We start from the raw sequence: 3848 nt of genomic DNA on the forward strand, positions 1-3848 counted from the left end.
TACTTCGCCCAGTCCGCCGCCAAACTTTTGTAGCCAGCCGTCCAATTCTTATAATGTTCTGTAGCGGTGCCAGCCGCTGACGGAGGTTGACCCATGAGCACGCTCACCCATCCCGAAACCAAGTCATCCGCAGTGCCAGCCACAGAAAACAGCGCCGAGCAAAACGCCCTGATGTTTGAGTACAGCTCGGCCGCCGACCCAGTTTCTTCGGGAAGCGTTCCTGCGATTCCCTATGCGGAGTTTGCCGCGGACCTGTACGCGACCGGTCCCAGCCGCATCATCCCGCTCGATCTGTCGAAAGCGCTCAAGTCTGCCGCCCCCGCCAGCACGCCCTCACTCGCCGCCAGCTTTCTGCGCATCGAAGCCGGCGACACCCTCGAGACTTCCGCCAATTCGACTTCGGAGCTGTTTTATGTCATCTGCGGCAGCGGCGTCTCCAACGTAGGCGATCGTGAAATTCGCTGGTCCCAGGGAGATTTTTTTACGCTGCCCGGCAGCACCGCGCGGCATCGCGCTCAGGAAACCTCCGCGCTTTATTGGGTCAACGATCAGCCGCTGCTCGACTATCTCGGTGTGCAACGCAGCCATCCGCGTTTCGCTCCGGCCCACTACACCCGCAGCGAATTGACGAAAGCGCTGGAGCAGGCCGCGAACGATCCTCAGGCCGCCACCCGCAGCCGCGTCAGCCTGATTCTCGGCAATCCTGGCTGCATGCAAACCATGACCGTGACCCACGTGCTGTGGGCGATGTATGGCCTGATCGAGCCCAACACCCGCCAGCTGCCGCATCGTCACCAATCGGTCGCACTGGACCTGATTATCGATGCCAAGCCCGGCTGCTACACCCTGGTCGGCACAGAATTAGGCTCCGACGGCCATATCAAAAATCCCACCCGGGTCGACTGGAAATCCGGCGCGGCTTTTGTCACTCCGCCGGGCTACTGGCATGAGCATCGCAATGAGTCTGGCGAGCGCGCCTACCTGACACCGATTCAGGATGCCGGCTTGCACACCTATCTGCGCACGCTCGACATCACGTTTTACAAGGATGACGACTAGCAATCACTCAAATATTCGGTCGCTCCGCGTTCCCGCAGCTAACCTGGGAGAATCACCGATTCCGATTCAGCCGAAAAACTGCCAGGTTCAACACGGTTGCAAAGCTGACCCACACCAGGTACGGCACCATCAGCCAGCCGGCCAGCGGATGCAGTTCCCAGAACAGCACCATGGTCGCCAGAATGGCCAGCCATAGAATGCTGACCTCTCCCAGCGCGCCCGCAATCGCATGCCAGCGAAAGAAGATCAGGCTCCACAGAAAATTCAATCCTAACTGGATCAGAAACCACGCCAGCGCGTAGGTTCGCAGTTGCGACACTGGCTGGCCCCATATCATCCATGCAGCCACGCCCATCAAAATGTACAGCGTGGTCCAAACCGGTCCGAAGATCCAGTTTGGCGGATTGAAAGACGGTTTGCGCAGACTTGCATACCAACTCGGGATGGCTCTCCGCGTCAGTAGGCCGGAGATCAACCCTATAGCAACGCACAATGCCACCCAGAAGATCAGTGCCGCCGGTGATCCGAAACCAGACAGCTCATGCATGCAACCACCTCACTCAGGAATCAGGGCCCTCGCTCGACGGACACCGCAAAAACCACCTATCCTGATATCTGCGATCATTTAGGAACCAACATGAACATAGATGCAAGATCGATTCAGGTGCAACTGCCCGATGGCAGCGCCCGCACCGTGCCCGCCGGAACAACTCCCCTGTCGATTGCCACCGACATCTCGCCTCGTCTGGCTGCGGCCGCGGTCGTCGCCCAAATATCTCCACTACAGGCTCAATCCGTCCACGCCGCTTCCACCGCGACGGACGAGGAGAAATCCGCCAGTGAATCTTCAATGTACGCCGCCGAGGATGCCGCCAGCGAACGCCTCGTCGACCTAACCACGCCGCTGACCGAAGACGTGGCCCTGCGCCTGCTCACCGAAAAAGATGTTGAGGCGCTCAAGGTCGTGCGTCATTCCGCCGCCCACGTCATGGCAACCGCCGTGCTGGAGTTATTTCCAGAAACCAAGCTCGGCCACGGTCCCGCCACCGACAGCGGCTTCTTTTATGACTTCTACCGTTCCACGGCCTTCACGCCGGAGGATTTGAAAGCCATCGAAGATCGCATGGCGGTCATCGTCGCTCGCGATGAGAAATTTGTTCGCGAGTGGGAGCCGCGCGACGAGGGCTTGTTGCGCTTCAAGGCGGAAAACGTCTTCATGAAGATGCACTTCATTGAGCGATTCACGCAGCCCGGCGAAAAAATCTCTCTCTATCGCAACGGCGCATTTGTCGACTTTTGTCGTGGCCCTCATGTGCCTTCCACCAGTCGCGTCAAGGCTTTCAAGGTGATGAGTATCGCGGGCGCCTACTGGCTTGGGGATGAGAAGAATCCGCAGCTGCAGCGCATTTACGGCACCGCCTTTTTCTCGAAGAAAGAGATGGAGGAACATTTCGCGCGTCTGGAAGAAGCGCAGCGCCGCGATCATCGCGTTCTTGGCAAACAGCTTGACCTCTTCTCCATTCAGGACATCGCCGGACCCGGTCTCGTCTTCTGGCATCCCAAGGGCGGCATCATCCGCAAGTTGATGGAAGACTGGATGCGCGATGAATGCATCCGTCGCGGTTACGATATGGTCTTCACCCCGCATGTGATGCGCCATGAACTGTGGAAGATCAGTGGGCATGCGGGTTTCTATGCCCAGAACATGTACACGCCGATCGAACTGGACGATGCCGACTATCAGTTGAAGCCGATGAACTGCCCTGGCCACATCCTGATCTACAAGAACACGCCAAAAAGCTATCGCGATCTTCCGGTGCGCTACGCGGAGCTTGGAAATGTCTATCGCTACGAACGCAGCGGCACCATGCACGGCTTGCTTCGCGTGCGCGGCTTTACTCAGGACGATGCTCACATCTTCTGTACTCCGGAGCAGATTGAAGACGAAGTTGCAGCGTGCATCGACTTTGCCGATGCAGTGCTGAAGACCTTCGGGTTTGCGGAGTTCAAGGTGGAGCTTTCTACCTGGGACCCCAAGGACAAAGCCAGCTTCGTCGGCTCGGAAGATAATTGGGCGCTGGCGATTGGCTCACTCGAACGCGTGCTGCAGCGAAAGGGCATTCCCTACAAAACCATTGTCGGCGAAGCTGCGTTTTATGGCCCCAAGATCGACATCAAGCTGGTCGATGCTCTTGGCCGTCTCTGGCAGCTTTCCACGGTGCAGTTCGACTTCAATCTGCCCGCGCGTTTTGAACTCGAGTACGTCGGCGAAGATGGCGAGCGCCACCAGCCCGTCATGGTCCACCGCGCTTTGTTCGGGTCGGTCGAGCGATTCTTTGGCGTGCTGATCGAGCACTACGCGGGCGCGTTTCCGCTGTGGCTCGCTCCCGTGCAGGTCGGCCTGGTGCCCATCAGCGAGAAGCACATCGACTACGCGAAAAAGGTCCAGCAACAGTTACAACTAGCCGGCCTGCGGGTTGAACTCGATGACCGCAACGAAAAAATGAACGCCAAAATTCGTGACCTGACCATGCAGAAGATTCCCTACCTGCTAATCATGGGAGACAAGGAAACTGCGGCGAATGCCGTCAGCGTCCGCACCCGCGGCAAGGGCGATCAGGGCTCAATGCCGCTCGCGGAGTTCATCGCCAAAGCGCATGCGCTGGTGAGCAGCCAGTCGACTGAACTGTAGGGGGAGCTTTAGATTTTTCTGAACGCGCCGCCGTTCGAGGAATTCTTCTAGATTCTCACGGGCGAATCTCTGTTCGAGCTGGATGGTACGCCGCGGC

General features: G+C 58.3%; 3 protein-coding genes. 2 read left to right on the plus strand and 1 reads right to left on the minus strand.

Annotation, left to right across the window (positions count from 1 at the left end; all coding sequences use genetic code 11):
- The first annotated feature begins 93 nt into the window (after window positions 1-93).
- Window positions 94-1059, plus strand: coding sequence for a cupin (locus tag VMU57_RS20835; protein WP_325386953.1), 966 nt, complete (start codon window positions 94-96; stop codon window positions 1057-1059).
- 52 nt (window positions 1060-1111) lie between these two features.
- Here the strand turns inward: VMU57_RS20835 and VMU57_RS20840 are convergent, their stop codons facing one another.
- Window positions 1112-1606 (minus strand): TspO/MBR family protein, encoded by a 495-nt coding sequence (locus VMU57_RS20840; protein ID WP_325386955.1) that lies wholly within the window; start codon window positions 1604-1606, stop codon window positions 1112-1114.
- Window positions 1607-1696: 90 nt separating this feature from the next.
- Here VMU57_RS20840 and thrS point away from each other — a divergent pair, with 90 nt between their 5' ends.
- Window positions 1697-3751: a threonine--tRNA ligase gene (gene thrS / locus VMU57_RS20845; RefSeq protein WP_325386958.1), complete on the plus strand. Its 2055-nt coding sequence runs from the start codon at window positions 1697-1699 to the stop codon at window positions 3749-3751.
- Window positions 3752-3848: the final 97 nt, after the last annotated feature.

The organism is Edaphobacter sp. (assembly GCF_035532915.1).
GTDB lineage: Bacteria > Acidobacteriota > Terriglobia > Terriglobales > Acidobacteriaceae > Edaphobacter.